Annotated in this window: 29 protein-coding genes; 12 read left to right on the forward strand and 17 right to left on the reverse strand. The window is 57.2% G+C overall.

Features of this window, described 5'->3' with window-relative positions:
* Together APR53_01655 and APR53_01660 are read right to left on the reverse strand one after the other, a co-directional pair.
* Window positions 1-1,057 (reverse strand): hypothetical protein (locus tag APR53_01655; protein ID KQC03036.1); only part of this gene is annotated, 1,057 nt, incomplete at its 3' end.
* A gap of 14 nt (window positions 1,058-1,071) precedes the next feature.
* Window positions 1,072-1,650 (reverse strand): hypothetical protein, encoded by a 579-nt coding sequence (locus APR53_01660; protein ID KQC03037.1) that lies wholly within the window; start codon window positions 1,648-1,650, stop codon window positions 1,072-1,074.
* Window positions 1,651-1,928: 278 nt separating this feature from the next.
* Here APR53_01660 and APR53_01665 point away from each other — a divergent pair, with 278 nt between their 5' ends.
* On the forward strand, window positions 1,929-2,573 hold the full coding sequence (locus APR53_01665; GenBank protein KQC03038.1) for a formylmethanofuran dehydrogenase: 645 nt from the start codon (window positions 1,929-1,931) through the stop codon (window positions 2,571-2,573).
* A gap of 18 nt (window positions 2,574-2,591) precedes the next feature.
* Here APR53_01665 and APR53_01670 read toward each other — a convergent pair whose 3' ends face one another.
* Window positions 2,592-3,467: an ATP phosphoribosyltransferase gene (locus tag APR53_01670; protein ID KQC03039.1), complete on the reverse strand. Its 876-nt coding sequence runs from the start codon at window positions 3,465-3,467 to the stop codon at window positions 2,592-2,594.
* Between the two features lie 62 nt (window positions 3,468-3,529).
* Entirely contained in the window at window positions 3,530-4,786 is a 1,257-nt protein-coding gene (locus tag APR53_01675; GenBank protein ID KQC03062.1) for a hypothetical protein, read from the reverse strand.
* Window positions 4,787-4,864: 78 nt separating this feature from the next.
* On the opposite strand from APR53_01675, the gene APR53_01680 reads away from it, so the two are divergent.
* Window positions 4,865-5,338 (forward strand): ribosomal-protein-alanine acetyltransferase, encoded by a 474-nt coding sequence (locus tag APR53_01680; protein ID KQC03040.1) that lies wholly within the window; start codon window positions 4,865-4,867, stop codon window positions 5,336-5,338.
* A gap of 4 nt (window positions 5,339-5,342) precedes the next feature.
* On the opposite strand, the gene APR53_01685 is transcribed toward APR53_01680, so the two are convergent.
* On the reverse strand, window positions 5,343-6,551 hold the full coding sequence (locus APR53_01685; GenBank protein ID KQC03041.1) for a 3-hydroxy-3-methylglutaryl-CoA reductase: 1,209 nt from the start codon (window positions 6,549-6,551) through the stop codon (window positions 5,343-5,345).
* A gap of 31 nt (window positions 6,552-6,582) precedes the next feature.
* Here APR53_01685 and APR53_01690 point away from each other — a divergent pair, with 31 nt between their 5' ends.
* Entirely contained in the window at window positions 6,583-7,512 is a 930-nt protein-coding gene (locus tag APR53_01690) for a methyltransferase (protein ID KQC03042.1), read from the forward strand.
* Between the two features lie 5 nt (window positions 7,513-7,517).
* Here the strand turns inward: APR53_01690 and APR53_01695 are convergent, their stop codons facing one another.
* Genes APR53_01695 through APR53_01710 form a run of 4 tightly spaced genes read right to left on the reverse strand, consistent with a single transcriptional unit; the run spans window position 7,518 to window position 10,828 of the window.
* Window positions 7,518-7,910 carry a transcriptional regulator gene (locus APR53_01695; protein KQC03043.1) on the reverse strand — a complete coding sequence of 131 codons (393 nt, stop codon included), beginning with the start codon at window positions 7,908-7,910 and terminating at the stop codon, window positions 7,518-7,520.
* A 1-nt stretch (window position 7,911) separates the two neighbouring features.
* Complete coding sequence (locus tag APR53_01700; protein ID KQC03044.1) at window positions 7,912-9,075, reverse strand: acetyl-CoA acetyltransferase; 1,164 nt, start codon at window positions 9,073-9,075, stop codon at window positions 7,912-7,914.
* Entirely contained in the window at window positions 9,075-10,124 is a 1,050-nt protein-coding gene (locus APR53_01705; protein KQC03045.1) for a hypothetical protein, read from the reverse strand. The genes APR53_01700 and APR53_01705 overlap by 1 nt, the downstream gene beginning before the upstream one ends.
* The gene (locus tag APR53_01710) at window positions 10,118-10,828 is read right to left on the reverse strand and encodes an XRE family transcriptional regulator (GenBank protein KQC03046.1); all 711 of its coding nucleotides are present in this window, start codon (window positions 10,826-10,828) and stop codon (window positions 10,118-10,120) included. Before APR53_01710 ends, APR53_01705 begins: the two co-directional genes overlap by 7 nt.
* Before the next feature lie 121 nt (window positions 10,829-10,949).
* Between APR53_01710 and APR53_01715 the strand changes: the two genes are divergently transcribed.
* From APR53_01715 to APR53_01725, 3 genes are all read left to right on the forward strand, one after another.
* Window positions 10,950-11,615 (forward strand): riboflavin kinase, encoded by a 666-nt coding sequence (locus APR53_01715; GenBank protein KQC03047.1) that lies wholly within the window; start codon window positions 10,950-10,952, stop codon window positions 11,613-11,615.
* Window positions 11,612-12,310 carry a 3,4-dihydroxy-2-butanone 4-phosphate synthase gene (locus APR53_01720; GenBank protein ID KQC03048.1) on the forward strand — a complete coding sequence of 233 codons (699 nt, stop codon included), beginning with the start codon at window positions 11,612-11,614 and terminating at the stop codon, window positions 12,308-12,310. Before APR53_01715 ends, APR53_01720 begins: the two co-directional genes overlap by 4 nt.
* Window positions 12,311-12,382: 72 nt before the next feature.
* Window positions 12,383-13,015, forward strand: a complete 633-nt coding sequence (locus APR53_01725; protein ID KQC03049.1) for a hypothetical protein — start codon at window positions 12,383-12,385, stop codon at window positions 13,013-13,015.
* 18 nt (window positions 13,016-13,033) lie between these two features.
* Here the strand turns inward: APR53_01725 and APR53_01730 are convergent, their stop codons facing one another.
* Window positions 13,034-13,609 (reverse strand): nucleic acid-binding protein, encoded by a 576-nt coding sequence (locus APR53_01730; protein KQC03050.1) that lies wholly within the window; start codon window positions 13,607-13,609, stop codon window positions 13,034-13,036.
* Window positions 13,609-14,853, reverse strand: coding sequence for a nucleotide-binding protein (locus APR53_01735; protein KQC03051.1), 1,245 nt, complete (start codon window positions 14,851-14,853; stop codon window positions 13,609-13,611). Before APR53_01735 ends, APR53_01730 begins: the two co-directional genes overlap by 1 nt.
* A gap of 140 nt (window positions 14,854-14,993) precedes the next feature.
* On the opposite strand from APR53_01735, the gene APR53_01740 reads away from it, so the two are divergent.
* A complete protein-coding gene (locus tag APR53_01740) occupies window positions 14,994-15,185 on the forward strand; it encodes a disulfide oxidoreductase (protein ID KQC03063.1) in 192 nt (63 codons plus the stop codon).
* Between the two features lie 14 nt (window positions 15,186-15,199).
* On the opposite strand, the gene APR53_01745 is transcribed toward APR53_01740, so the two are convergent.
* The 4 genes from APR53_01745 to APR53_01760 form a co-directional block, all read right to left on the reverse strand.
* Window positions 15,200-16,081: a hypothetical protein gene (locus tag APR53_01745; GenBank protein ID KQC03052.1), complete on the reverse strand. Its 882-nt coding sequence runs from the start codon at window positions 16,079-16,081 to the stop codon at window positions 15,200-15,202.
* Entirely contained in the window at window positions 16,078-16,440 is a 363-nt protein-coding gene (locus APR53_01750) for an oxidoreductase (GenBank protein KQC03064.1), read from the reverse strand. The genes APR53_01745 and APR53_01750 overlap by 4 nt, the downstream gene beginning before the upstream one ends.
* A gap of 123 nt (window positions 16,441-16,563) precedes the next feature.
* Window positions 16,564-17,199 (reverse strand): orotidine 5'-phosphate decarboxylase, encoded by a 636-nt coding sequence (locus APR53_01755; protein ID KQC03053.1) that lies wholly within the window; start codon window positions 17,197-17,199, stop codon window positions 16,564-16,566.
* On the reverse strand, window positions 17,196-18,125 hold the full coding sequence (locus tag APR53_01760) for a deoxyhypusine synthase (protein ID KQC03054.1): 930 nt from the start codon (window positions 18,123-18,125) through the stop codon (window positions 17,196-17,198). Before APR53_01760 ends, APR53_01755 begins: the two co-directional genes overlap by 4 nt.
* 26 nt (window positions 18,126-18,151) lie before the next feature.
* Between APR53_01760 and APR53_01765 the strand changes: the two genes are divergently transcribed.
* On the forward strand, window positions 18,152-18,460 hold the full coding sequence (locus APR53_01765) for a hypothetical protein (GenBank protein ID KQC03055.1): 309 nt from the start codon (window positions 18,152-18,154) through the stop codon (window positions 18,458-18,460).
* A 6-nt stretch (window positions 18,461-18,466) separates the two neighbouring features.
* Here the strand turns inward: APR53_01765 and APR53_01770 are convergent, their stop codons facing one another.
* Entirely contained in the window at window positions 18,467-18,700 is a 234-nt protein-coding gene (locus APR53_01770) for a hypothetical protein (GenBank protein ID KQC03056.1), read from the reverse strand.
* Window positions 18,701-18,763: 63 nt separating this feature from the next.
* Window positions 18,764-19,987 carry a tRNA(Ile2) 2-agmatinylcytidine synthetase gene (locus APR53_01775; protein KQC03057.1) on the reverse strand — a complete coding sequence of 408 codons (1,224 nt, stop codon included), beginning with the start codon at window positions 19,985-19,987 and terminating at the stop codon, window positions 18,764-18,766.
* Between the two features lie 48 nt (window positions 19,988-20,035).
* On the opposite strand from APR53_01775, the gene APR53_01780 reads away from it, so the two are divergent.
* From APR53_01780 to APR53_01795, 4 genes are all read left to right on the forward strand, one after another.
* On the forward strand, window positions 20,036-20,950 hold the full coding sequence (locus APR53_01780; protein KQC03058.1) for a transcriptional regulator: 915 nt from the start codon (window positions 20,036-20,038) through the stop codon (window positions 20,948-20,950).
* Between the two features lie 233 nt (window positions 20,951-21,183).
* On the forward strand, window positions 21,184-21,498 hold the full coding sequence (locus APR53_01785) for a hypothetical protein (GenBank protein KQC03059.1): 315 nt from the start codon (window positions 21,184-21,186) through the stop codon (window positions 21,496-21,498).
* Window positions 21,491-21,913, forward strand: coding sequence for a hypothetical protein (locus tag APR53_01790; protein KQC03060.1), 423 nt, complete (start codon window positions 21,491-21,493; stop codon window positions 21,911-21,913). The genes APR53_01785 and APR53_01790 overlap by 8 nt, the downstream gene beginning before the upstream one ends.
* Window positions 21,914-22,194: 281 nt before the next feature.
* The coding region (locus tag APR53_01795; protein ID KQC03061.1) for a hypothetical protein at window positions 22,195-22,874 on the forward strand (680 nt) is incomplete at its 3' end.

A 22,874-nucleotide genomic window follows, 5' to 3' on the forward strand; every position in this document is an offset into this window, starting at 1 on the left:
GGTTATACTCGAACGTATCGTTATTGAACAGGAAATGGTGCTGCCCGTCCGCCGTCTGGTTGCTGGACCAGTCATAGCGGAACGTGAAGTTGACACAGATGCGGGCATCAGGGTCCTCCGCGAAGGGGAGCGGCGGCAGGAGTTCCAGCCCGATCTCCGAGGAATTCAGCACGAAGAACGGATCATCCCGATCGTGCGGGTCGGCGGTCGTCTCGTTATACAGCAGGTAGTTCTGGAGCGCGCCGTCCAGATGCAGCCAGCTGGGGGGAATGGAACCGGCGGCCGGGACGTTCCACTTCGAGAGGTTGACGGAAACGAATGTCACCTGTGTCATATTTGAGAAATGGCCGAGGGTTTCCAGCGCCGGCCTGAACCCGTCGACGATGATCGTGACGTTATCGGTATAGGGATTGATGTCGTAGGCATTTCCCACCGTGAGATCGTTGAGTTCCGTATAGTTCAGGATCACCGACATGTGCGTAGTGTGACTGAGGGGATCGGACGGAGGATTTGTCTCATTGGTCCGGACAGCTGCAGTATGGGCACCCGACTGGATTGTCATGCTCGTATGTTCCTTGACTTTCACGAAGCGCCGCATATACCCATAACTCACCTTCGGCACGGGATCGCCTATCATGATCGTGGGATCGCCATCAACGGACAGTGCGATATTGTAGGCGTAGGGTGCGTACGGGAGGTCCGCGAAGATCGCCTTCCGTTCATAGTCATCGCGGGTGAAGAACGCATCGTTGAAAAACGTATCAATCTTATTTCTGGCGAGGATATTGGGCGTTTCCTTCGATACGGCAAGACCGAACCGTGAAATGTCGGCCTTGAATGTCAGCTGCTGCTCCCAGCGGCTTGTGCTCGTGTTGGCATTCCGGTCATATCCCCAGCCGGGATCTTCGAGCAGGATGACCGCAGTCCGGTATGCGACGGCATCGTAGTCGATAGGCTCGCTCTGGATGCCGACGAGTATGCCCGGAACAAGATTTATGACCATAATCAGTGCTACGATGAATATCGTAAATCCGGCGAGAAAATCCACCGAAAGCATTCCGCTGTCATCTTTCAGGCGCGTGGTATCACATCCCCGGTAACCGCATTCAGGTGGAGAGACGTCCGCCGGTCTCTTCCCTGCACCTCGATTGTGTATATCCCGCCGGACAGCAGGAGCTCTGTCTCTCCGGCATCTTCCGCCTCCAGAAGCGCACGTATCTGCCCTGCCTGCATCCGGTAGAGTTCAGAAGGGATGACGATTGTCGTGAGGTTGATCGCCTGTTCAGGAAGTGCTCCTCCCCACGGATACTCGCGCCACTCACCGCCTTCATAGATCAGGATGAACGCCTCATATCCCCGGGTCGCACCCAGCATCCAGCGTTTCGCATTTCCTGTGGCGTCAACCCCCGTACCGGACACCATGTGAATGGCCATACCGTCCGTGGAAAGCAGCTCTTCCGCGTCGTAGAGCGCAAGGGTGTCCATTGCGAGGTCCAACGACACGTATCCGTCCTCTTCCGGTGCGGTAATGCCGGTAATGGCGGATGTGCCTCCGGGCGGGGGTGCCTCCACCGGCGCCCCCCCGGTACAGCCGCCTATGACGCTGAAGGCGATTACGAGAAAAATTATCACAGCGTTCCTTGCATGCATAGCAGATATCCTTCCCTTGTATTATCGTGCGGCGAATAATCCCTGACAGGTAATGGCGGCGAGCGATCCGGTGCACGCACGCCAATCGAGCCGGATACCGGCGCCTGGCACCAAAATGACCGTAACATGGCGTTTATTGCCCCGGATGGCTGCCGGCAAGTTCACAGACAATAGTGTCCATACAATCTATATATAATTTTTTACTATTGATTACCAGTAGCGTTAACCAATCTGCCCTCCCGTAAATCCTTAAATGTCGTCCCGGCACACACATACGTATGAAAAAATTCTCAACACGTGTTACTTCCGGAGCACCGGCTTCCTTTGACGATGCCGTTTCATTCCATGGGCACGTCTGCCCCGGACTTGCATTCGGGTACCGTGTCGCCAGACGTGCCCTGGAAGAATGCCGGAAAGGCAGGGCGGAGGACGAGGAGCTTGTCGCTGTAGTCGAAAACGATGCCTGCGGGATCGACGCCATTCAGGTCGTCACCGGATGTACCGTCGGGAAAGGAAATCTTATCCTGCGTGATTTCGGCAAGTCCGTGTACACCTTCTTCCTCCGTCCGTCGGGCAGAGGGGTGCGCATTGCCGTGAAACCATTATCGACCGAGACCCTCGATCCCGGCCTGCCGGCATTGCGCACAAGGGTCAGGGACGGTGATGCCAAACCCGGTGAAGAAGTCGAAATGCTCCGCCGCACGAGGGATGTCGTCGACGCACTCCTGGCACTACCTGACGACGAACTGCTTGACGTGACACCGACCCACGTCACGATCCCGGAACCCGCACGGTTGTTCGCCACGGCGATCTGCACGTCGTGCGGGGAGACGGTGGCCGAATCCCGCGCCCGGATCCGCGATGGTAACGTTGTCTGCATCCCCTGCGCCGGCAGCTACGGCAGGGGATGGGGAATAGAATAGGAAGGGGGCAAAAAATCCCTACCGCACAATTTTTGTAATCGGAATTTCGAGAATATCTTCCGCACCCGCATCCTTCAGCCGGGTAATGAGATCGTTGACCTGCCCTTTCTGTGCCACCGTCTGGACACTGAAATAGTCGATGCCGTGCAGCCGGGAGACGGTCGGTGTCTTCATGGCCGGAAGAACGGATATGACGCGCTCCAGCACAGCCGCCGGCACGTTGAGGGAGAGCAGCACCTGATTGCGTGCCTCGATCACTCCCAGGAGAAGCGTCCGGATCTCTTCGATCTCCTTTTTCTTCACGGGATCTGCAAGCGCCTCCCGGTTCGCGAGAATGGCGGTGTGCGACTGCATGATCTCGCCGATAATTTTCAACCCGTTCTTCCGGAGCGTGCTCCCCGTCTCCGTCAGATCCACCACCACATCCATCAAATCAGGCACTTTCGCTTCCGAGGCGCCATACGACGGAAAGAGCTCGACATCAATTCCCGCCCGCTCAAAAAACTGACGTGTAATCTCGGGGTACTCGGTCGTCACCCGGCTTTTCGGCCGGATCTGGGAGACATCATCGATGGGTTCGCTCTGGTGAACCGCCACGACGATTTTCACGTTTCCCTCGCCGGTTTTGCTGTAGGACAGATCCGCCACCTCGACGACATCGGTCGCTCCCGATTCGCGAACCCAGTCGATTCCGGCAATGCCGCAGTCGAAATATCCCATCTGCACGTACCGGGGAATCTCCTGTGGGCGGAGTATTTTCACTTTGCCGATACGTACGTCGTTGATTTTCGGGTTATAGTCGCGATCTGTTCTGCGCACTTCGAGATCCGCCTCCTTAAACAGCTGCAGTGTCTGCTGTTCAAGGCTACCTTTTGGGAGTGCGATGCTAATCATGGAAAGAAGAGATCGGCTCCTGCACACGAAAAGATTGTGATCCGCACCGGCACCTGCCCGCGTCAGAGAGTGTGGACAACGAGACCGCTGAGGAGTTTCGGCTCAAACCAGGTTGATTTCGGGGGCATGACACGGCCCCTGTCGGCAATCGAGAGCACGGTTGAGATAGGTACCGGCTGCATCGAGAACGCAACGGCGAATTCACCGGAATCAACCTTCTGCTGAAGATCGGCAAGAGGGCGGGCGCCTCCGAGATACTGGAGCCGCGGATCGCCCCGGGGATCGCTGATGCCGAGGAGACCTTCCATGACGGTCTCCTGCAGCATTGCGACGTCAAGCGAATCGACGGGGTCGTTCGGGTTCGCGACCGGGCGGGAGAGTTCGTACCAGACGCCCCCGAGGTACATATGGACGATATGCACCGGCACATGCGATTCGCGAAGCGGAGGAATGCACACCACCGTGTCGTCGATCTCCCCGTAGGGTTTCACGTCGAAAAAGTCCGCGAGTCTGTGCAGGAAGGATTCCGGCGTATACGAACCAAGATCCGTTACAAGGCGGCTGTAGCCGTGTATCCTGACACGGTTCTCCGCAAAGAGAATCGCCATGAACATTCCTGCCCCCGGCGTATATGTACCGAGGTTCCGTCGCCTCTCCGCCACCGTCACCGCGGACTTGGCCCGGTGGTGCCCGTCCGCAATATAAAGGGCATCGACACCGGCAAACATCTCCTCGATCCGGGCGAGCACCTCCTCGTCGGTGATGCAAAAGATCTCGTGTACGACACCCTGCCCGGTCTTCACCCACGCATCGGGTTCGCGATCCGGTACGATCGAGGCGAGATAATCGAAAATATCCCCGGTGTCACGGTACAGGAGGACCACGAGCCCGGTATGGGCATTCGTCGCATCGATGTGGCGGGTGCGATCCTCCTCCTTGTCATATCGCGTGTGTTCGTGGCGCCGGATGCGGTTTTCCGCGTAATCCGTGACTGACGGGCAGGCGACAAGCCCCGTATAGATGGCTCCCCCCTGCTTGACGCGGTAGATGTACATCCCGGGTTTTTGATCGCGGACGAAGAGTCCCGCTGCCACCATGTCGTTAAAATTCTTCTGTGCCGTCTCGTAGACGCGCCCGTCGTCCGGCGCCAGTCCGGGCAGCAGCGCATCGGAGCGGATGACACGGAAAAACGAGTCAGGATTTATTCGAAGAGCTTCCCGCGCCTCTTCGGTGCTGACCACGTCGTAGGGAACCGAAGGGATAACAGCTGATTTCGAGTGTTCCGGCCGAAGAGCCGCAAAACGATAGAGCGCCACCATGAGAAAAACCGCCATGCTATTTCTGAAAAGACTACACTAATGTGTACGGCGAACCTACATATGCATATCCCACGAGCAATGCCGATGCCCGGAAAAGATAAGCTGCGTCTGCGGAGCGCACGGTTTGAGGACATGCCCTCAATCGAGATCATCGAGCGGGAATCGTTTCCGGATCCCTGGAACCGGGAGACATTTCTCGAGGCGCTTGCCTATTATCCGTCAACCTGTTTTGTCGTGGAGGATGGGGGTTGCATTGCCGGGTTTATTGCAGCGGGAATTGAAAACACCGGCGTGGAGCGGTATGGCCATATCATGAACCTCGCGGTCAGCCCGAAATACCGGCACAGGGGGATCGGCAGCATGCTGGTGCGGCATGTCGAGCAGGTATGCATGCTGGAAGGGGCCACCGCCGTTTCGCTTGAAGTCCGGGAGACCAATACGGGTGCACGTTCCTTTTACCACCGGCTCGGGTACAGGCAGGTGCTCATGGTTGCCGAATACTACTCCGACGGAGAGACCGCCGCCGTCATGATGAAGTGGTACCGGGTGTAGGGCATTATCCCCGGCCGAGCCTGGCATGCGCCCGTGCGAGGTGGCCGGCGCCGAGTGCGCCGAGGAGAGAGAGTTCTCCCGCAAGCACACCGGCTGCGATGATCTCGGCGAACTTTTTGCTGTTTCTCCCCGGCGGATCGCCGCCGCCGGCGACTCCGAGCATACGGAGGCAGGCAGCCTGCGTGTCGATGCCGGTCCCGCCGCCCACCGTCCCCACCTGCACTGCCGGGAGGGTCACGGAAACATACACACCCCCTTCCTGTCGGTCGACCGTGGTGATGCAGCTGCTCCCTTCGACGACATGGGCGGGATCCTGCCCGCAGGCGATGTACATGGCCGCCACGACATTCGCCGCGTGGGCATTGTAGCCGAGCGACCCGGCACGCGCCGAGCCCACCAGGTTTTTCCGGTTGTTGACGTCCGCCAGTGTCGCCGCATCGGTCTTGAAGATCCCCTGTACCTGCTCGTCGGTCAGGAAAACCCCGGCAAGCACCGTCTTGCCCCGACCAAGAATGGCATTGATGGCAGCGGGTTTTTTATCGGTGCACGCGTTTCCGGAGAGGGCGATAAGCCGCGCCCCGGTCTCCCGCTCCACGACCCCGGCAATCCGCTCGCTCGCAATCGTCACCATGTTCATGCCCATCGCATCTTTCGTATCGAATTCCATCCGGAGGAATACATTCGTACCCGTGACAACCGGCAGGATATCCAGAAGGCGGCCGTGGCGCGTCGTCTCCGCGGCGGCGGCGCGGAGGTCGTCGATATGCGCCTCCACCCACCGGACGGTGCGCAGCGTGTGATCGACATCCCGCGTGGAAAACACCGGGGCACGGGTCATACCGTCGCGGAGGATGCGCACGTCCGCACCGCCGGCCCGGCTAATGGCGCTGCAGCCACGGTTTACGGATGCGACGAGCGCCCCTTCGGTGGTGGCAAGGGGCAGATAGTAGGATCCTGTGGCATACTCGCCGTTGAGAGCGATCGGCCCTGCCACTCCGACGGGAACCTGTACGACACCGATCATGTTCTCGCAATTGCGCTGCACGACACGGTCGATGCCGATCGAGTATTTCCCGAGTGCGGAAAGATCGGCTCCCGTCTCCCCTCCGACGTACGTCCGGCGAACCCGAACGGCCTCTTCGGGGGCGAGTTCCTGCTCCAGTGCGTAGAGCTTCAGTGTCCCCTTTTTTAGCCTCCCGAGATAATCTTCCATGCATACATGTCACCCTGACAGCATAAGAGGGATGGGAATGACCGGAACACGGGAACAGTGGTGTGTGGCAGTGGAGCCGGGAGAGGCGGAAACCGTACGGCAGGATCTCCTCGGACGGGGGATCCTGGACCGGACACTCCGACCCCGCAGAGACGGCGGGCGTATCCTGTTTCCGGTGCTTCGGGCGGAGGGGGCCACAGGCCGGGCGGATTTCCAGCCGCACCCTGTCGCGGAGAACCTGCCCCGCCACGAACTGGTGGGCGGCATTGCCATCATGCAGGAAAATGACCCGGAGGAGGCGAGCCGCCTGCTCCGGGCCCGCCCCGGCCTGCACACGGTCCTCTACCCGGAAAGCGCTGTGGAGGGGACCTACAGGACACGCCGGTTCATCGTACTTGCGGGTGAGACCACGACCCGCACCCGGTACACCGAGTACGGCATGCGGTTCGAGATCGATCTCGCCGTCGCCTACTTCTCCGCACGTCTCGCAAACGAGCGGCAGCATATTGCCGGTTTGCTGGAGACCGGCGAGCGGGTGCTTGACATGTTTGCGGGGGTCGGACCCTTCGCCGTCGCACTCGCGGCACATGCACGGGTGGTGTACGCGTGCGACATCAATCCCGCGGCCGTGCACCTGATGGCGGAGAACATCATGCTGAACCGGCGGCGGAATGTCGTGCCCGTCCTCGCCGATGCCGGCCACCTCGCAGGCGTTCTCCCACGGGCGTTCGACAGGATCATCATGAACCTTCCCGTCTCCGCCGCCGGATTCCTCGGAAGCGCGGCACGCCTCTGCAGGGACGGCGGGACCATTCATTTCTATGTGCTCCAGTCCGAAACGGGCGAATATCTCCCTCTCCTCCGGAACATGACGGGCGGACGGATCACCGAACGGGAAGTCAGGTCCTATTCACCCGCGCAGCACCATGCGGTCTATGATGTGGAGATGAGGAACCGGTAAAAAAGTTATAGGGCGGGGATGAACTTTGTCCCGTAATAGAGAGGTCCGGATTCTCCGTCGGAGCCGAGCTTCCGGAACACGTTTCTCACCGGCATCCCGATAAAGACTTCGTCGGGGCTGCAGACGATCTGCGAGGTGAGCCGTGCCCCCTCGTCAAGTTCGACGATCGCGAGGACATAGGGAGTAAGAAGCTCAAACGCTTCACTCGCGGTCCTGATCACGGTGAAGGTAACGACCTTCCCCGTTCCCGCAAACGTATGCTCCACAATTCTGCCGTCGCGCCTGCACTCCGGACAAAAGCTCCGGGGAGGGAAGAACGCAGTCCCGCAGGTTTCACAGCGCGTTCCGATCAGGTTATACCGCTGGGGCTGTTTCCTCCAGAATCGTGCGACCGACATATCAGATCACCCCCAGAATACTGCACACGACGGTGGCACCCGTGCCGCCGACGTTGTGGGCCATACCAATCTCTCCGTCCACCTGGCGGCCCGATGCCTCGCCGCGAAGCTGCGTCACAATCTCGTACACCTGCTTGATGCCGGTGGCGCCCACGGGGTGGCCGCATGCCTTCAGGCCGCCGCTCGGGTTCACCGGAAGCGTGCCGTCAAGTGCGGTGTACCCCTCTTCTGTCAGCCTTCCGGCATCACCCTTGCTGCAGAACCCGAGATCCTCGATGGCGCAGATCTCCGCTATCGTGAAACAGTCGTGCACCTCAATCATGTCGATATCCTTCCGTTCGCATCGGGCAAGCTGGAACGCGCGGTTGCCGGCGGCGACGGTTGCGTCCAGCGTGCTGATGTCACGCCGGTCGTGCAGGGCAATGGTGTCACTTGCCTGTGCGCTCGACAATACCTGCACTGGCGTGTCGGTAAATTCACGGGCACGTTCCAGCGGAGCGACGATGACCGCTGCGGCACCGTCCGTGATCGGGGAGCAGTCGAAGAGGCGCAGGGGATCGGCGACAAGTGACGACTGCATCACGGTGTCGATCGTAATCTCCTTCTGGAACTGCGCATTGGGATTCTTTGCACCGTTCCTGTGGTTTTTCACGGCGACCATGGCAAGCTGTTCGCGGGTGAGCCCGAACCGGTGCATATAATCCCGTGCGATCATCGCGTACAGGCCGGGGAATGTCGCCCCGGGGAACCCTTCCCATTCGCGGTCGGCAGCTCCCGCCAGCGTGTCCACCGTCGCACCGGTGCCGACGTCGGTCATCTTCTCCACTCCTGCCGCGACCACGATATCGGCATTGCCGCTTGCGACCGCCGTAACCGCCTGCCGGAACGCGAGGCCCCCCGACGAGCACGCCGCCTCGACACGGGTGGAGGGAACGTGTTTTGTGGCAAGCCCCGCATAATCCGCGATCAGTGCACCGATATGCTCCTGCTCGACAAAACGGCCCGCACTCATGTTTCCGACAAAGAGTTCGTCGATCTGTTCGCCGGATATGCCCGCATCCTCAAGTGCACGGGCCCCGGCATCAACAAAGAGATTCCGGAAGGACGTCTCCCATTTTTCACCGAACGGTGTGCATCCGACACCGATAACTGCGACTTTTCTCATTATTGCATCACGATCTTCCCTTTGTGTTTGGCATACTGTGCATAGTCGAGATAAATCGGGTTTGAGAGGAGCTCCGTAACGGTGGAGGCGGCCCCGAGGGTAAAGAGATCCGAGGTGATCGCGTCCGTGACTTCGATGTCGAAAGCATCGCTCCCGGCGCCCGAGCCGAAGGAGGTGACGAATATCCTGTCTCCGGGTCCGGCGTGATCAAGTGTCGCGGCGAGTCCGATAAGCGAGGCCCCGCTGTACGTATTGCCGAGTGTCGGCACAACGAGACCGGGTGCCAGCTGTTCCCGTGAGAAACCGAGCATGCCCGCGACACGCTGGGGGAATTTGGCGTTGGGCTGGTGGAAGACAGCATAGTCGTAATCGGCCGCGTTCGTGCCAATCTGATCGAACAGCATCCGGGCGGCGCCCTGCACATGCTTGAAATATCCGGGATCACCGGTGAAACGGCCGCCGTGGCGCGGGAATGACTGGCCCTCCCGTCGCCAGAAGTCAGGAGTGTCCGTTGTAAAGGAGCACGTGTGGTTGATGACCGCAATCGGATCGTCGTTGCCGATGACAAAGGCGGCTCCGCCTGCCGCAGCCGTGTATTCCAGCGCATCACCCGGAGCGCCCTGTGCCACATCGGCCCCGATCGCCATGCCATAGCGGATCATCCCGCTCTTTACGAGACCCATGCAGGTCTGGACACCTGCAGTACCTGCCTTACAGGCGAATTCGTAGTCTGCCGCCGTCATCGCGGGGGTGGCGCCGATCGCCTCGCCCACCGTGCAGGCGGTGGGCTTGACCGCATACGGGTGGGATTCCGACCCGACATAGATGGCACCGATGCCTTCCGGATCGATGGATCGGCGCCGGAGGGCGTTTCGTGCCGCCTCAACGGAGATCGTGATCGTATCCTCATCCAGATCGGGGACGGATTTCTCGTAAACACCGAGTCCGCCGCTGATATCGTCTGCGTTGGCGCCCCATACCCGTGCAATCTCCCCGATACGGATACGATAGCGCGGAATGTATGCGCCGTATGTAACAATGCCTACCATGGTTTGTCCCTCAGAATTCCGACAATCTCCGGTATTTCAAGCCGCGTGCAGAGCACCGTGATCCGGTCGCGTTCCGCAAGACGGGAGACGAGCGGATGCACATGCTCCACATCGATTCCCTGAAGAATTACCGAACGCGGTTTGAACGGGGTGACGCGTATCGCCACCATCGGAGACTTGCCGCCTGAAACATTCGTAAAAATCAGTGCGCGCTCTGTGCTCCAGCCGTAGATTTTGTTGAACTCGTTTGCTGAGAGCTGCAGGATCGCATTGAGGCTGTTGACTACGGTATACCCGTAGATCTGCTGATCCATCGAGCCGCAGAGCAGCTCGCAGGAGATCGCCTCGGCGATCATGCCGAGCGGGACCGGTGAGGCGTAGTCATGGATGTCGTAGATCACGTCTTCGTCAAACTCACTGTAGAGAATTTTGGCGAATTTCTTGATGCTTTTGCCACCATGCGCCTCATCGATGCTGAGAATCGTGTCGACAATCTTTCCGACGACTGCGGTGCCCGGACTTTTCCGCCTTCCCCCCTCGTAATCACTGATCACGGAAGGCGATACCTGAAGGTGCTCTGCGAGCACTCCCTGCGGAATATTGAAGTTCATCCGCCACTTTTTGAGTGCCTGGCCGGGAGAGTCCGAAAGCGTAATTTCACCTGCCATCTTCTCGGCAAGCTGATGCCGCAGCCCGGATTTCATGGTAAATAGATGCGTGAAGCGGATTTAAATAATTAGCGAATGTCACTTCGACATTCCACGACATCGGGGGTCGCGCACCCGTCCAAACTCATATATAGTATGCATCTCAATTTTGATATCCATGGTAATGGCAGAGGAACTCCAGTGCCTGAAATCCATCGCGCTCCTGCGGGGTCTGTCAGGGCAGGTGCGGGTCTCGTCGCAGTCGCTCGGAAAAGAGCTCGGCATCAGCCCGCAGACCGCCTCACGACGGCTGATCTCTCTTGAAGCACAGGGGATGATCACGCGCTCCATCAGGGCTGACGGCCAGTACATCGCCATCACGGAAGCAGGCGGAGATACTCTCTCAAACGAATATGCGGATTACCGCAGCATTTTCGAGGACACATCGGGGCACACGATCCTCCATGGAATCGTGATTGACGGCCTCGGGGAAGGACGTTATTACGTGAGCATCCCCGGATACCACAGTCAATTCGTCGAAAAACTCGGCTTTGAGCCCTTTCCGGGAACGCTGAATATCAGGCTTTGGCCTGCAAGCATCGGCATCAGAAAAAAGCTCGAAGGATACCGCTGGGTTCCTATCGAGGGCTTTATCGCCGACGGAAGAACATTCGGGAGTGCAAAATGCCTCCCCTGCACAATCGGTGATTATCCCTGTGCTATCGTCGTGCCCGGCCGGTCTCACTACCCGGAGGACATCATCGAGATAATCTCGCCCGCAGAACTCCGGAAAGAGCTGGGGTTGCAGGAAACGGACAGTGTAACGGTCGAGGTGGCCACATGATTGACAGAGCTGTTGAAGCGTTGAAAAACGGAGAATTCATTCTGCTGTATGATTTTGACGACCGCGAGGGGGAGACGGATCTCATTATCCGATCTGATGCGGTGACCCGGCGCCATATTCTTCAGATGCGGAAGGATGCCGGCGGACTGATCTGCACCGCAGTCCACCCCGAAGCGGCGGCACGGCTGGGACTTCCGTTTGCGAGCGACATCCTCCAAACGACCGATTTTGCAGAAAAAGAGGGGGAAATTCCCTACGATCGGAAAAATCACTCCTCGTTTTCCCTGTGGGTGAATCACCGCAAGACGTTTACCGGAATTACCGACAACGACCGGGCGCTCACCATCACACGGGTTGCGGACCAGGTAAAACAGTCGCTGAACGGAGGAGGCCACGACTTTGCGGCGGAATTCCGGACACCCGGCCATGTCCCCCTCCTTCGCGCCGCCGATGCCCTCCTCGAACAGCGCTGCGGGCAGACGGAACTCTCAATAGCGCTCGCCGAAATGGCGGGGATAACTCCGTCGGTTACGGTCTGCGAGATGCTTGACGATGAAACCGGCAGGGCACTCTCCAAGGAAGATGCACGGAAATATGCAAAACGGCATGGTCTTATCTTTCTCGAAGGAAAAGATGTCGTCGATTCGTGGAAGAGGTGGCGGAAGCGGCCTGCCGCCTCTCAGGATATACAATAACCCTCCTTTTTTCCCACAGCGCCGGTTAGCATGTAAACATATTTATATAATGGGTTAAAAACCATCTCATTAATGAAGGAAGATTCGGTTGTATATTTGAGCACTCGAAAAAAAAGCGATTTTAAACACCAGAAAGATGCTATCGAGCAATTCTGCAAATACAAATTTTCGGTCAGGAAAACTTTCCACGATTACCGCCAATCCTCGAAACCACCCGAAAAGCGGGACGAATATCAGCGGATGATCGAATTTGCGCTTGATAATGGGATACGGACTATTATAATCTACAGCCTCCCTGAATTTTCACGCAACTGCGATTATTGTGTCAGGGAGCTGAGAGCACTCGTCGACAGGGGGCTCGTTGTCATATGGGCGGATCACAATTTCATCGGATACCGTGGAGACCCGGACCAGCAGCGGGATGCGCTCGCCGACTTCATCGTTTTTCTTGATTTTTACCGCCATACGGACAGGACCGATAAAAGGGCTCCGTCCGTCCAGAAAAAGAAACGGCCCATCGGGCGCCCCCGGGCGCTTGATGCACCGAAGATCCAGGAACTCCTTTCAGCCCGGAGGGACGGGCAGAGCATTTCGGCTATCTGCAGAAAATTTGCCGTTTCACGGAGCACTGTCAGTAAAATCCTCGCAGACTACCCGGAACTGAAAGGGGAGTGGAAAGGAAGGCGCCGCACAACACCGGAATAAAAGGTCCGAAAAAAAGAATCAGGGCTGTATCCTGACGAGGGCATCGTACACGATCTGCCGGTACTTCAGGGAGTCGGTGGTGTAAAATTCCCGGGCCTTCACCGAATCTTCCGTTTCTCCGAACCGGTCGAGACGCCCGAGAGTCTGTTCCGCGGTGTCGAGCGTCCAGATCCGAAATGTCTCCTCATCGACGGGAGTGACCGATTCCGCCCGCACGGAGACAAAAACAGAGCCGTCAGGGGTTGTCCTCACGGTCGGTTTTCCGACAACCGCCACATATCCGCCCGGTTCGATCTGGCGGATCTGGCGCATCGCTTCATCCTGATAACTCCCGGCGTTTACGAAAAATATACCGGTGGTATCCTCGACCCGGATAGTGTAAAACACATTCTGGTCACCCTTCTTATCCTTCTGGGTCATTTTACCGACGAGAAATATGCGGTTGGAGCGCTCCCCGGTGGGAAGAAGAACAAAACTCGGGCTCTTTTCATCGTTGCCGTCCTTGAACTGGAGGCGTGACTCGCGCAGCTCGGATGCGAAGATCCGGCGGGCGGGTTCGCGCCTGAATCGAGCCAGCCGATCCGGTACCGACATTACCGGTCACCTCCCGGGGTGACGGCTGCCCGGTTCAGGAGCGCTGCATGGCGCGTCGCATCGAAGGCGGTACGGAAACATTCCCGGACAAGGATCGTTCCGCCCATATCATTGCCGCGGCACCGCACATACCGTCCCGTAACGGCCTGCTTCATGCGGTCGAGGACGTCGTCAAATCCGAGCGGATTGTTCTCCGCAACCGAAACAGCCTCCTCAAGCGTCATTCCGCTGAGTGCTTCCGCGACGTCGCGCTGGATTAAGACGTTGGTGGCCTCCTCCCCGTCGTCGATCACGCCGGTGATGCGGAGATCCCAGCGAAACTCTTTCTGGACATCGTGAATCGGGCATTCGTTGTAGCGGGACAGGACCTTGTTGCAGCCTTCGACAGGACACCGCCTGATGAGGCCGGAACCCGGTCCCAGATGGGCGATGACACCGGATGCCTCGTGCGTCCCGCGGGCTACTTCGATGTCTATCTCCTCGTCCGAGTACATCCCGGTGCTGAGGTTCAGCGACAGCCTGCCGTTGAATTCCTCGACCGATGCGTAATAGATCGTATAAACAGTATTCAGTCTGAGTTTTTCCCTATCCCCGTCGTTCCAGAGGACGAATTTTATAGTTCCCGATTCGTCGCCCAGTATCCCGGACTGAAGCATCCGCTCGTGCCGCGGTTCCCATTCCTCGATGAACTTGGCCCGGATGCTCCCGACGCCCGGTTTCAGGTCGGATATGGGAACGACGGACGGGATAAGCGCACGGTCATGTTCGAGAGGCACAATCGTCGTACCCGAATGGATTTTCAGGTTGGGGACTCCCCGGTATTCGTCGACCACGGCGGCCTCGAGCCGGTACCAGCTCCGTTCCTGGAGAAGCGGCGCATTCGCCTTCGCCCAGATCACAAACCGTATCGCACCTGACGAATCGGCGATGATGCCGCTCTGGGCGATCGATGGTGACGGGGGCTCCGAAACCGAAACGACCTTGCCTTCGATGGTCACCCACTCGCCGGCGCCCACGTCCCTGATCTCGCGCTGCTGCACCTGTCCCCCGCCGCCCGATGACGGTGAGAGATTATATTCGCGCATGAGTTCGTTCGTGACGACACGCTCCGCTTCCTCGGGAGGGATGCCGAAATCCGAGATCAGCAGGTTGAGTTTGCTGCCGACCTTTTCACGGGATACGCTGACCCCCTTCTCTTCAATTTTACGGGAGATTCTTTCAACAACATCAGGAACCGAATCCATATTCACATCTCCACCCAGATATTCGCTGTGCTGGGAATTTAAAGATCTTATTTTGTGGTGTGAAAGTGAAAAACCGCGGATGCCCCGTACCGCCGGGTGACTTGAATGTTTAAGTAGAAGTGCCCGCATATATTGATCCCATGGTTTTAAGTGCAGACAGTATGATTATGGATGTTCTTCGGGAAAAACCGGAAGCAGCGGACATTTTCTTCAGATTCGGGATGGGATGCCTCGGATGCGCGATGGCAAAGGGGGAGACGATCCGCGAAGCCGCCCAGGCGCACGCCATTCCGCTCGCCGAGCTCCTGAATGCGCTCGGTATCAGCGAATAACGCAGGCAGTTACATCACTTTTTTTTCCTTCTTCGCCTGAGCTCCCCGAGCGATGCCTCCGGGTTCCGCCTCAGGTATGCGGCGGTGCCGGGGTCGTGGAGCAGCGTGCAGTCTTCGCAGCTCCATACCGTGCCGCCCGACGAACTGAGAACCTCTTTTCCGAGAGCGGGATCCCCGCAGGGATAGAGAGGGCAATAGCAGAACTCGCAGGACTGCCCCGGATAGTGGCACGGGTACCACGGGCATGCATCGGGTTTCCACTCCACCCAGTGCTCCCCGCCGAACCGGCTGAAGATGAAAAATGAGGCTGTACTGCGCCGAATCTGCCCCTCATGGCGCATCAGCGCTTCCCGGACACCGAAGGATACCGCCTCATACACCCGGCTGCCGGCGGGCGTGACAGGACCGGCATACCGGTGTCGCGGGACGGCTGAGGCATCGCAGGCAACCACGACGGCATCTGTCGGCGTACCGGTACAGGCACGCCCCATTGCGGCAAGCGCCCCCGCCTTTGCCTCGGTCGCGGTAATAACAGCCCCAAGCAATGCCGCGTCAGAAAAACCCTCGTTACTGTGAACGATGATATTTATCGTTCCCGCGCCGTCCGTGTGCCCCGGACTGAAACCTGCCGTTACGAAGACCGTGATAAAATCATACTGCAGGATGCAGAGTGCGTTCATGGACACCGCAGTCAGCAGGCCGAAGAACGAGGGCGGCAGGCCTTCCGCCGCCACAATCACCTCCAGATACCGCGTCGGATCGTCCTCCCGGAAATCGGCGGATACGGTATGATTGACAATCGTCGAAACACGTGCGAGCCCCCCGCCTGCGCCCGTGCTCACGGCAGTGAATAAACCGCGAAGAAAAAGAGTGGAATCCGCGATATAATACCTCATGAAACAGAATAGTGGACCCGGTCTTTAAGTTCCTGCTGTTTTCCCGAATTCCAGCCACCCACATCCGCAAGATAGCCGGTCACGCGGGAGACCTGGGTGACATCATGGCTGCCGCACTCGGGGCAGATCGCCTGTCCGCAGAGAGGGCAGTAATCGATGCGCTCGATGATATGATGGGAGCAGTGGCAGTGGTCGAGAGGGCACATCACCTCGAGGTGCGTTTCCCCGCAGCAGGGGCAGGGCGACTCGTCCACGACATGGTGACACGTGTGGCATTTGTACCGCCGTTCGGCCACCGGGATCTCGTCGAGAGAGCCGTAGCGTTCGGCCAGTTTCCGCTGTTCCGGAGTCCAGTTCATGCTCATAACCTTAATTCCTTAGTATTTATGTGTTTATTCCGCGGCAGTGCCACGGAAACGTCCGCCTCAGTCTACTCATAGGGTTCGTCACCGGCCCCGGAGGGCCTCGGTGCGGAGTGCTCATCATCGGCGGAGCGCGCCAAATGACCGGGCCGCGGCTGCGGGATCCGGGGCCCCGTAGATCGACCTGCCCACAATCACGCCGTCCACCAGCGCCTGCACCTCTTCCATCCGGCCACCCTGTACCCCCACACCGGGCGACAGGATTTTCCTCTCTCCGATCACCTGCCGGAGCGCACGAATCCGATCGGGACGGGTCGCAGGAGCGATGATGCCGTCCGCACCGCACAGGACTGCCGTCTCTGCAAGGCGCTCCGCGGTCCCGCCATGGAAGAATTCGACAGCGCCCGGGTGGCTCATCTCGGCAACGACATAGCATTCGCCCCCGTTGTTATGGGCGACTTCCACACACGCCGATACCGAATCGGATCCGGTGAATGCATGGGTTATCAGCGCGGAAAATCCGGCATCGAAGACCTGTTCGGCGATCAGGCGGTTTGTATTCGGGATGTCGGCGACCTTGAAGTCCGCGATGAGGGGACACCCGAATGCGGCGATCTCACCGGCGATGCCGAGGCCGGCGGCCAGTATGAGGGGATACCCGAGCTTGATCCGGTCGACAAGAGGGGCGCATACTTCGGCAATCGCAAGCGCCTCATCAGGGCCCGTCACATCCAGTGCAAGGATCAGGTCGGTCATTCTGCCATCCTCTCCAGCACGGCGGCCACGAGCAGGGGCAGGGTGATCGTTGCATCGCCGTACACGGTCATCGCACGGGCTTCACCGGTGATCTTCCCCCATGATTTCGCTTCTTCGAGCGTTGCGCCCGACAGTCCGCCCAGGTCGGGGCGATCCCCGGTCAGCTGCACCGCATAATCGAATCCCTCCGGCGTCATGAGCATGCTCTGAAAGATGTAGTTCTTCGGAACACCGCCCCCGATGAGCAGCGCACCCGCACGCCTCGCGGAGAAGCACCTGTCCATGAGGCCGTGCATATCGCGAAACGCATCGATCGTCACCGAATGCGTCTGATCGAAAAGCCAGTACTGGAGCCCTATCATCGAGTCCTGGATGGCAGGGCAGTAGACCGGGATATCACGGGCGGCAGCCGTCGCGAGAATGCCCCCGGACAGCTGCATGCCGATGGTGTGCAGGAGATCGGCGATGGAGAGCGAACTGCCGCCGGGAAGCTCCGAAAAGATACCCTGCATAAATTCTTCAAACCTGACGAAGGCTTCGTTCGGAAGATAGACGTCGTAAATCCTGTTGATCTCTTCCTCATGCAGCATCACGTCGTCACACCGCGCAGTACCGTGGTAGTGGGAACACCCGATCGCCTCGATGATATCATGGGTCAGGTTCGCGCCGGTCGAGACCAGCACGTCCACATGCCCGCGATCGATGAGATCGGTGATGATCCCCCCCATACCGCCCGGGACCATTGCGCCTGCAAGCCCGACGAATTTCACCGCCTCCGCATCGCGGAGCATCGCCTCGTAGATATTCGCCGCGTGCCAGAGCGAACCTGCGTTGTACGCGCCCGATTTGCCCATCTCTTCGACCAGTTCCCCGACCGTCATCCCAGGTCTGATTTTCGCCTGCACCACCGCATCCCCCCATTCCATGATCTCGCATCCTCCGGACTGCCTTCGTGCACAAGAATTGCATCTCATCCGCGATTAACACCGCGGTGGAACGGGCGGACCCCCCAAGGTACCGGTATGCCAAAGGCCGGGAACCGGTCGGTTCACGGCAGAAAAAGAGGGGAATGGGACAGGTGAAGAGAGAACGGATGGCGGGGCGGGATGAATTCCCCGCACGGGGAATTGAGTGCGCCGTGGTGATGGCTGCCGGAAATGGATCTGAGGGTGGTTTCCGGTCCGTCCCGCCATTCGTTACAGTGATTCCATCAGACGGTTTTTATGCCCCGCTGTGTAAGCAGGCGAAATTTCGGTGGTGATCCTTTTTAAACCGGTTCAGGAACTACCAGTCTTTCCCGTACCATCTCCGCAAGCAGGGGATGCAGGTTCGGGGTGCGTGCAAGGTTGTGCAAGGCGGCAAGGGCATCCGCATTCCCATTGTGCGCCAGTGTGCCAAGCAGGTGGACAGCTTCCCGCTGGACGTTGTTAATCATCGGTTCCGTTTCACATCGTACGGTCATGTACAATGCGTATACGTTTTCGTTGGTGAATGAAAACATCGGACCACCATCAATAGGTACACCACAATATATTAAAAAACTTCCTTTGTAAATAATATAGCATTAATTATGGAGGAGTCTCTTCCGGACGAGAGGCAGTGCGAGATGGCGCCGGGCCATGGGCGGAACTTCGTACCACCCGGGCGCGAGTGCCCGCGGAAGGTCCGTCACGTCGGGATACGGGGACCGGAGACTGCACCGGCGGCACTTGTACCCCTTCCCGGCACCCGCACTGGTCATTCGCCCGTGGCCCGCCGGACAGAGTGGGGGCCGGATGATCGTTTTCGGGGCGAGGGCATCGATGCGTATCTTTTCGAGATTGATGCTGCCCCCTTTCCACGAACCCTGAACACAGATCCGGTCGCCGGGGATGAGGGACCGGACCCGGTCTCGGAAGCCCTTTGTCGGTTCATAGGCCATGCACCGCACCGGAACACCCGCATCGTCAAGAATCAGGGAGATGTGCCCTCCCCGCCGGGTGACTGGAGGGGCCGCCACGGTTCCCTGCAGGCGGTATGAGCATCCCTCTGCGAGGGCGCCCGCCCGGCCCGGAATAATATGCGCATCGGTGCCCTGGTTCGTCCGGTAGATCTGAGTGAGGACGGAGGGTTCGGACCGGATCATCCCTGCCGCAAGGGAGACCCATGCCGGACTTTCGCCCCTGATGCCGAAGAGGACAGGATCGGGCGTGTGGGGAACACAGACGACAACACCGTTTTCCCGGTCCACCGAATCCCAGGTATGAGGATATGTCGCCTCATCGGCGGCAAAAATGCTCGCCGGATCGACGTCACGCACTCCGGTGACGGCTGCATCCCGGTAGGCAAGGAATTCCCAGGTCATATCGGGCAGATCGCTTGCAACCGCCGCAAATGCTCCGATCAGGCCGCGTCTGTTTTTCCACCCGCGAAACCGTGCACCCGCCGCCTCACAGAGCCGGACGGCCTCGTCGATTCCGCAAAATTCGCGGAGCGCACGGTAGTAAAACGCGGAATCAGGGGGTTCGGAAACGACGACGACTCCCGGATTCGTACCGTTGCAGGCAAGATCCGCATATGTATCCACGAGGCCGCAGGCAATCTGAAAGGCACGCTCTGCATCCCCTTCGGCCACAATGCACACTGCAGCGTTCCCCCGCGTTTTGTAGGGGACATTCGGGTTCAGGCGAATCAGGCGGGCTTCGCGGACGGTGCAGCCCGCTTCCCCGAGGCACCGTACGAGGAGCGCCCCGATATACGTGGTGCACATGCCGGAAGGAGAATCGGTGTCGTCGATGCCGATGAGCATAACCCAGAGTTTTATATTGTTCTCATTCTATATCGATTCGTACGGCAGATGTCACAACAGAAACTGCTCCAGATGGTCATCAGCGTACTGATCATGGGTGAGTATCAGGTATCAGAGCGCTGTGATATGCGCCCCCGCAGTTTCGATCTGATCGCACGGCAGGATGAACAGCCCCTCGTCATCAAGGTGGTTGCCCATATCGACAGTGTCACCGAAGAGGTGGCACAGGATCTTTCCCTCATCGCCCGGTGCCTGAAGGGCACTCCTCTGATTGTCGGGGAGCGGGCGCGGGATGCGGAACTCGAGCGCGGGGCCATCTACCTCAGGTACGGAATCGTCGCGGTCAATGTGTCGACCCTGTACGACTTCCTGGTTGAGCATATCCCTCCGCTGGTCTATGCCTCGCCGGGAGGCCTGTACGTCAATATCAACGGCGAACTGCTCCGGGAACTGCGTGAACAGCAGCAGATGTCTCTCGGAGACCTGGCCCATGTGCTCGGTGTTTCACGGAGAACAATCAGCAAGTACGAGAGCGGTATGGGAACGACGCTCGATATCGCGGTCAGAATCGAGGAGATATTTGACACCGCAATTGTCGAGGCGATAGATCTTCTCTCGTACGAGTCCTCCCCGGTGGGACACCGGTTCGCCCCCCCGAGCGGAAGTGTGCCGTCGGATCTGGAACGGATGGGACTGAAACTCCACGCGATGCAGCGTGCACCGTTTCAGGCGCTTGCCGAATTCCACGAGGAACTGATTCTCACCGGGTACGGCCCCGCCCAGAAGATTGTCCGGCGCGCCGCTCTCATCGGCAGCATCTCCGAAATCGCCCACACGCGCGCAATGTGCGTCATAACCGACTACAACAAGAAAAAAAAGGTCGGAAGAACCCTTATTATCGGTGAGAACCAGTTACACACCCTTGAGAACGGTTCCGAACTCATCGAACTGATCGATAAGTAAGGTTCTGTTGCGTTCGCGGTTGGCCTCTATTTTTTTGGCACGGGTGTTGCACGCGGTTGGTTCAAAAGGTCGTCCTGTCAAATTGGAACCAATTCAACTCCTATCAATCAACAACCAAAAAATCGGTATTTCAAGGGGGGTGCTGATTGATGGTTGATGAACTAAGAAAGATTCGTTGGCGAATTTTTAAGATCCAAACAATAAATATATTTAAAGGATATTATAGTCGAACAATGGAATTATTAACATTTGTAAGAAAGATTCTCAAAATAACGAAGTTCTACAGTATGGGATTGGCATTATTGGCCGTGCCTTTTACCTTAATGTGGTTTTTTACTAATAATCCTGTCTTTTTAACTGTTGGAATCGGATATTTAATTGTTGCATATATCCTTTTTGTAGCATCTATTGGAATTAATAAATATTCACAAATCTTGGCCGAAGATAAAGTTAAAATATTTGCATATAGCGCCAAAGATATTGTTGATAGAGTATTAATCGAGTGCAAACTGAATCCCTTAAAAAACAAGAGTGATAAACATGATTAATGAAACAGCAATAGAACAGGAATTAATTCCTGATATTGACGAAATAAACAGAAAATTAATCTTATTAGACCAACAGATTTTTTCAGAAAGAGCATTTATAGATTTTCGAAAACATGTTACAAATTTTATTTTAAGCTTAATAAATGAGTCCGCAACTGCTTCGTTGAGACACAAAGGGGACATAATATCTGAAGCGGATGTTGATGCAGCAAATCGATATCTCACAGCACACACAAAGTACGGGTTTTTTGAGAAAATCGACGCTTATGGGGGTATTCTTTTTGGAGCTGCAATTGGGGCTCTTTTATCAATAGATCCTTCTACATCCATTTTCTCACCAAATACAATCTTGATTTTATTTTTTGGACTGGTCGGTGTTATTTTAATGGCATATGGTTGGAAAAAGAGTATTTAAATTAAATTTTTAAAATCTCAATTACCAATCGCTCTCCATCAATTGACCACCGGAACTTATCGCCCTTTTTTAAATTGAACTGGTCCTTAATGAAAGCCGGAACTGTCGTGCGAAGCGAACTCCCAGAACTCGTCGCAGGATTGAGGATTGATTCATTTGATTTTGGATTCCGTGCCATGCAATTCTATATTTACCCCATAGTATATAATTTTATTTACCTATGGATTTACCCAAACCTTTATTATATTATAAGTTATAGGTAAATATAGAGGTAAACAAAGATGAAAAAAATTACAACCCCGCGTGAGATGAGGGGGCTTGTGATCCTCTCCGAACCGGAAAATATCAAGAAAATCAAGAAGAACGTCTGGTACGTCAAGTCACAGTCGAAAGAACACGCATTCTACCGCGTCAACCGGAAACAGTATGGGCGCGGCGGATTCAAGTACGAATGGACGTGCGACTGTCCCGATCACGTCTACCGCCACCAGATATGCAAACACATCTACGCTGTCCAGTTCTCCTTAGAGCTCAAAGAGGCAATCGAGAAAGACGCCCCGCGCGCAGAAGCACCCCATGTCTGGCACGGGATCACCTGCCCCATGTGCTCAAGTACAACCGTTCTCAAATATGGGCTGCGGAAAACACGGTTCGGTAAGACGCAGCGGTACCGGTGCGGCGCGTGCAACTATACGTTCGTGGAGAATCAGGGTTTCAAGCACATGAAGCACGACCCGAAGATCATTACCCTCGCCCTGGATCTTTATTTCAAGGGTGTGAGTCTTCGTAAGATTGCCGACCACCTCAAGCAGTTCCATGAAATTGAGGTCGCACAGACCACGCCGATGCGCTGGATCAAGAAGTATCTGAAACTGCTTGCACACTACGTTGAGAAGAACAAAGTTAATACCGGGAAAATTTGGCATTCCGATGAAATGACCGTGTTCATCAAGAAAGAGGG

This window comes from Methanoculleus sp. SDB, assembly GCA_001412355.1.
Lineage (GTDB): Archaea > Halobacteriota > Methanomicrobia > Methanomicrobiales > Methanomicrobiaceae > LKUD01.

Coding starts and splice junctions, on each gene's coding strand:
- APR53_01675 (KQC03062.1), bottom strand. CDS start 4,786: ATGGTGGCGCTCTATCGTTTTGCGGCTCTTCGGCCGGAACACTCGAAA.
- APR53_01750 (KQC03064.1), bottom strand. CDS start 16,440: ATGAACTGGACTCCGGAACAGCGGAAACTGGCCGAACGCTACGGCTCT.
- APR53_01705 (KQC03045.1), bottom strand. CDS start 10,124: ATGGTAGGCATTGTTACATACGGCGCATACATTCCGCGCTATCGTATC.
- APR53_01690 (KQC03042.1), top strand. CDS start 6,583: ATGGGAATGACCGGAACACGGGAACAGTGGTGTGTGGCAGTGGAGCCG.
- APR53_01695 (KQC03043.1), bottom strand. CDS start 7,910: ATGTCGGTCGCACGATTCTGGAGGAAACAGCCCCAGCGGTATAACCTG.
- APR53_01785 (KQC03059.1), top strand. CDS start 21,184: ATGGAATTATTAACATTTGTAAGAAAGATTCTCAAAATAACGAAGTTC.
- APR53_01760 (KQC03054.1), bottom strand. CDS start 18,125: ATGGAATGGGGGGATGCGGTGGTGCAGGCGAAAATCAGACCTGGGATG.
- APR53_01665 (KQC03038.1), top strand. CDS start 1,929: ATGAAAAAATTCTCAACACGTGTTACTTCCGGAGCACCGGCTTCCTTT.
- APR53_01715 (KQC03047.1), top strand. CDS start 10,950: ATGGTAATGGCAGAGGAACTCCAGTGCCTGAAATCCATCGCGCTCCTG.
- APR53_01775 (KQC03057.1), bottom strand. CDS start 19,987: ATGCTCATCGGCATCGACGACACCGATTCTCCTTCCGGCATGTGCACC.
- APR53_01745 (KQC03052.1), bottom strand. CDS start 16,081: ATGAGGTATTATATCGCGGATTCCACTCTTTTTCTTCGCGGTTTATTC.
- APR53_01755 (KQC03053.1), bottom strand. CDS start 17,199: ATGACCGACCTGATCCTTGCACTGGATGTGACGGGCCCTGATGAGGCG.
- APR53_01790 (KQC03060.1), top strand. CDS start 21,491: ATGATTAATGAAACAGCAATAGAACAGGAATTAATTCCTGATATTGAC.
- APR53_01720 (KQC03048.1), top strand. CDS start 11,612: ATGATTGACAGAGCTGTTGAAGCGTTGAAAAACGGAGAATTCATTCTG.
- APR53_01685 (KQC03041.1), bottom strand. CDS start 6,551: ATGGAAGATTATCTCGGGAGGCTAAAAAAGGGGACACTGAAGCTCTAC.
- APR53_01780 (KQC03058.1), top strand. CDS start 20,036: ATGTCACAACAGAAACTGCTCCAGATGGTCATCAGCGTACTGATCATG.
- APR53_01660 (KQC03037.1), bottom strand. CDS start 1,650: ATGCATGCAAGGAACGCTGTGATAATTTTTCTCGTAATCGCCTTCAGC.
- APR53_01710 (KQC03046.1), bottom strand. CDS start 10,828: ATGAAATCCGGGCTGCGGCATCAGCTTGCCGAGAAGATGGCAGGTGAA.
- APR53_01670 (KQC03039.1), bottom strand. CDS start 3,467: ATGATTAGCATCGCACTCCCAAAAGGTAGCCTTGAACAGCAGACACTG.
- APR53_01680 (KQC03040.1), top strand. CDS start 4,865: ATGCCGATGCCCGGAAAAGATAAGCTGCGTCTGCGGAGCGCACGGTTT.
- APR53_01770 (KQC03056.1), bottom strand. CDS start 18,700: ATGTTTTCATTCACCAACGAAAACGTATACGCATTGTACATGACCGTA.
- APR53_01730 (KQC03050.1), bottom strand. CDS start 13,609: ATGTCGGTACCGGATCGGCTGGCTCGATTCAGGCGCGAACCCGCCCGC.
- APR53_01740 (KQC03063.1), top strand. CDS start 14,994: ATGGTTTTAAGTGCAGACAGTATGATTATGGATGTTCTTCGGGAAAAA.
- APR53_01735 (KQC03051.1), bottom strand. CDS start 14,853: ATGGATTCGGTTCCTGATGTTGTTGAAAGAATCTCCCGTAAAATTGAA.
- APR53_01700 (KQC03044.1), bottom strand. CDS start 9,075: ATGAGAAAAGTCGCAGTTATCGGTGTCGGATGCACACCGTTCGGTGAA.
- APR53_01725 (KQC03049.1), top strand. CDS start 12,383: ATGAAGGAAGATTCGGTTGTATATTTGAGCACTCGAAAAAAAAGCGAT.